4 protein-coding genes are annotated in these 3,442 nt (G+C 66.3%); 3 read left to right on the top strand and 1 reads right to left on the bottom strand.

Translation table 11 applies throughout. From position 1 onward, the window contains the following. A partial coding sequence (locus EOB59_RS33475; RefSeq protein ID WP_245486872.1) for an MFS transporter occupies positions 1-813 on the bottom strand: 813 nt, incomplete at its 3' end. Positions 814-1,021: 208 nt separating this feature from the next. Here EOB59_RS33475 and EOB59_RS33470 point away from each other — a divergent pair. The 3 genes from EOB59_RS33470 to EOB59_RS33460 all read left to right on the top strand — a co-directional run bounded on the left by EOB59_RS33470 (position 1,022) and on the right by EOB59_RS33460 (position 3,358). Next, positions 1,022-1,378 carry a helix-turn-helix transcriptional regulator gene (locus EOB59_RS33470; RefSeq protein ID WP_127260980.1) on the top strand — a complete coding sequence of 119 codons (357 nt, stop codon included), beginning with the start codon at positions 1,022-1,024 and terminating at the stop codon, positions 1,376-1,378. A 76-nt stretch (positions 1,379-1,454) separates the two neighbouring features. Continuing rightward, on the top strand, positions 1,455-2,219 hold the full coding sequence (locus EOB59_RS33465; RefSeq protein WP_128290214.1) for a metallophosphoesterase family protein: 765 nt from the start codon (positions 1,455-1,457) through the stop codon (positions 2,217-2,219). Positions 2,220-2,545: 326 nt separating this feature from the next. Beyond that, positions 2,546-3,358 (top strand): SH3 domain-containing protein, encoded by an 813-nt coding sequence (locus EOB59_RS33460; RefSeq protein WP_348639553.1) that lies wholly within the window; start codon positions 2,546-2,548, stop codon positions 3,356-3,358. The last annotated feature ends 84 nt before the right edge of the window (positions 3,359-3,442 follow it).

The following is a 3,442-nucleotide window of genomic DNA, read 5'->3' as shown; positions in this document are numbered from 1 at the left end:
CGACCAGCCGACGGTGCGGGTCGCGCCGAACCGGTCGGCAGCCTGGCCGCCGCCAATGTTGCCGATGACGGCGCCGACGCCGAAGGCGAGCAGCATGCCGGGCAACGCGATCTGGCTGAGACCGCCGCCCTCGATGGCAAGCGGCGCGACATAGGCAAAGACGGTGAAGGCGCCGATCAGCGCCAGCACTGTCGTCAACAGGATCGGCATCACGCCGGGACGCAGCGCTGCCGCCAGCCTGCGCTTCAAGGGCAGCCTGGTGCCAACGATGCCCCGCGGCAGCCGGTACCACAGGATCGCGCCGGCAAGCGCGCCAAGGCCGGCGATGGCAAAAAAAGTTCCGCGCCAGCCGGCAACGGTGGCAACGAGCGCGCCCAGTGGCGCACCCAGGGCAACGGCCACCGTGGTGCCGCCGACGACGACGGCGATGGCACGCGCCCGGTGATGGTCATCGACCAGCGCCACCGCGGTGCCTTGCGCGGTTGCGGCGAACAGGCCCGACGACAGCGCCATGACGATGCGCGCGATCAGCAGCAGTTCGAAGGAGGAACTCAAGGCAGCGGCGATGTTGCCGAGCACGAAGAACACCAGCGTCCACAGGATGACGCGGCGCCGGTCCCATTCGCCGGTCAGCGTCGCCAGGATCGGCGTGCCGATCGCATAGGCGAGCGCGAAGGCGGTGATCAGCGTGCCGGCCAGCGGAATGGAGATGCCGGCATCCGCCGCGATGTCGGGCAGAAGGCTGGAGATGACGAAGCCTTCGGTCGAGATCGTGAACGATCCGAGCGCGAGCCAGAAAAGGCGCTTGTCCATGGCGGGATGTCCTTAGTTCAAAAGTTATTGAACAATTGGACATAATAGGGCATCATGTCAATGAAGCCAGGGAAAAATAGCTGAACCTTCCTGACAGCCCTGTGTCAGCACAGGTCGGAAGCATCGGCACCAGACGGAGAAAGGCCGCGTGCGGGCCAACAATGATGGATGCGTTGAAATCGGACCCGACTGTGCTTAGTTTCGAGCCATGACCTTGCCACACCCCAATACGGACCAGATCAGCCTGCCGATCGTGCTTGGCGTGCTCGGCGATCCGACCCGGCTCGCCATCGTGCGCTATCTCGCCAGCAAGCAGGGCGTGCCGCTGAACTGCAGCCAGTTCCTCGATTTCGGCTCGAAGACCAATCTGAGCTATCACCTGGCCAAACTGCGCGAGGCCGGCGTCACCCGCGCCGAGGTGGTCGGCACCAACCGCATGATCACACTGCGCCGCGCCGATCTCGACGCCCGCTTCCCCGGCCTGCTCGACAGCGTCATCGCCGCCGCCGGCGACGATCCGGCACTGCCGGCGGTCGGCGGCCACGACATCGAAATCCACGCCTGACCTTGCAGAACTTGGGTTCCTCGCCCCACGGACGTGGGCAAAAGGAAAAGCGGCGTCACACAGGAGCCTTCCGAAAATGCGCATCGCCGTACTCGCCGATATCCACGGCAATGTGCTGGCGCTCGACGCCGTGCTTGATGACCTTCGCCGGCGCGGCGGCGCCGACCTGACCGTCAATCTCGGTGACAGCGTTTCCGGCCCGCTCTGGCCGCGCGAGACATTTGCGCGGTTGGAGGCGCTGAACCTGCCGACCGTGCGCGGCAACCACGGCCGCCGTGTCGCCGCCGACCCCGCTGATGACACCATGTGGCCCTCCGACGTCTATGCGCAGGCGCGGCTGACCGAGACGCAACGCCAGATGCTTTTCGCCCAGCCGCTGACGCTGGAGATCGCACCCGGAATCATCGCTTTCCACGCCCGTCCCGACCATGACGAGAAATATCTCGCCGATACCATCGTCAATGGCCAGCTGGTGCGTGCGCCGTTGGCGGCGATCCGGCGGCGGCTGAAGACGCTCGACCCGGCTTGCCGCATCGCGCTGTGCGGCCACAGCCACCGCGCGGAACTGATCCGCGTCCCCGATGGTCCCGTCATCTTCAATCCGGGCAGCATCGGCTGCCCTGCCTATGACGATTCCACGCCGCCGGCGCATGTCTCCGAGCAGGGCTCGCCGTATGCGCGCTACGGCATCGTCACCTTGGGCAGCAACGGCCAGCCCGACCGCTTCGAGGCCATCGCCGTCGACTACGACCACGAGGCGGCCGCCAGGCAAGCCGAACAGGCGGGCCGGCCGGAATGGGCTCACGCGCTCAGAACCGGCTTCATGCCCCTGCCCGGCTGAACGCTCTTGCGTTCATGCCCGGCTGAACGCTCTTGCGTTCATGCCCGGCTGAACGCTCTTGCGCGTTCATGCCCGTCCAGCTGAGCTGCCTCACGGCCCGGCGGTCCGGGTTGAGGCTGGCGAAACGGCGAGCCGAATTTTCGGGCTTACATGGCGCCGCGTCGTCCCTTATAAAACCGGCCGGGCTTGCGGCGGGCTCGATCCGCCGCGGCACGGTATCAGCGCACGGCCAAACGATGAGGCGCACAGTTACGCTCCGAACAACCCTCCATGCGCTGATTGCGGCTCCGCTGTTGATGACGGCATGGCCGGTGATTGCCCCCGCTATGGCTGAAGATATGGCCCAAGAGGCGCCGGAGCTCGTCATCTCGGTCGTCACCGGCCTGGCACCGGACGACCTTCTCAAAGTCCGCACCACCGCATCGCCGGTCGCCACGGTCGAGGCGCGGCTGAGCAGCGGCGACATGGTCACCAATCTCGGCTGCAACGACATCAACGGCTACAAATGGTGCAAGGTCGAAAGCACGGGCAAGGAGAAGCTGAGCGGCTGGGCGCCGGCACGCTATCTCATCCCCCTCAATCCGGCTCCCTATGTCGAAGGCGAGCCAAGACCGGCCGATGCGCCGGTGGTTGCCTCCACCGGCAGCGCCAATGAGACCGGGCAGGCCTCGGCGCCGGATCAATCGCAGGCCACCGGCTCGGCCAACAGCCCGCCGGTCGCACCGCCCGACCTGACAGCGCGGCTTGGCGGCGCCGGTCCGGCAGCCGAAAGCACGCCGAAATCGGCCGCAGAAATCGGCCACGCCGCGATGCAGGATGCGTACGTACTGGCGCTGGCGGCGCCTGACGTCCCGCCCGCTTCCGCCCCCGGCGCCAGCGAAATTCCTTGCGCTCGCTATGTCGGCGAGCCGATGACGCGTTGCGGGATCAATGTCGTGCGCAAGGGCAGCGACAATGTGGACGTCACGATCACCTGGCCCGACGGGGGCACGCGCGTCATCGCCTTCGACGCCGGCCGGCCGGCCAGCTCCGACGCGCCCAGCAATTTCCGCTTCACTCGGGAGGGCAGCCTCAACATGATCCGCATCGGCGAGGCCGAGCGGTTTGAGATCACGGATACGCTGGTGTCGGGGAATTAGAATTTATGGGAGTAAGGGAGTAGGGGAATAAGGGAGTATGTTTGGAATGCCCTCGAACCCACCCTACTCCCCTACTCCCCTACT

The organism is Mesorhizobium sp. M7A.F.Ca.MR.176.00.0.0, from assembly GCF_004023165.1.
Classification (GTDB): Bacteria; Pseudomonadota; Alphaproteobacteria; order Rhizobiales; family Rhizobiaceae; genus Mesorhizobium.
Note: the sequence above shows the minus strand (reverse complement) of the source record. Positions and strands in the feature narration are given on the sequence as shown.

Bases quoted from the DNA above. Each gene is read 5' to 3' on its own strand.
- EOB59_RS33460 (WP_348639553.1), top strand. From the start codon at position 2,546: ATGGCTGAAGATATGGCCCAAGAGGCGCCGGAGCTCGTCATCTCGGTC.
- EOB59_RS33465 (WP_128290214.1), top strand. From the start codon at position 1,455: ATGCGCATCGCCGTACTCGCCGATATCCACGGCAATGTGCTGGCGCTC.
- EOB59_RS33470 (WP_127260980.1), top strand. From the start codon at position 1,022: ATGACCTTGCCACACCCCAATACGGACCAGATCAGCCTGCCGATCGTG.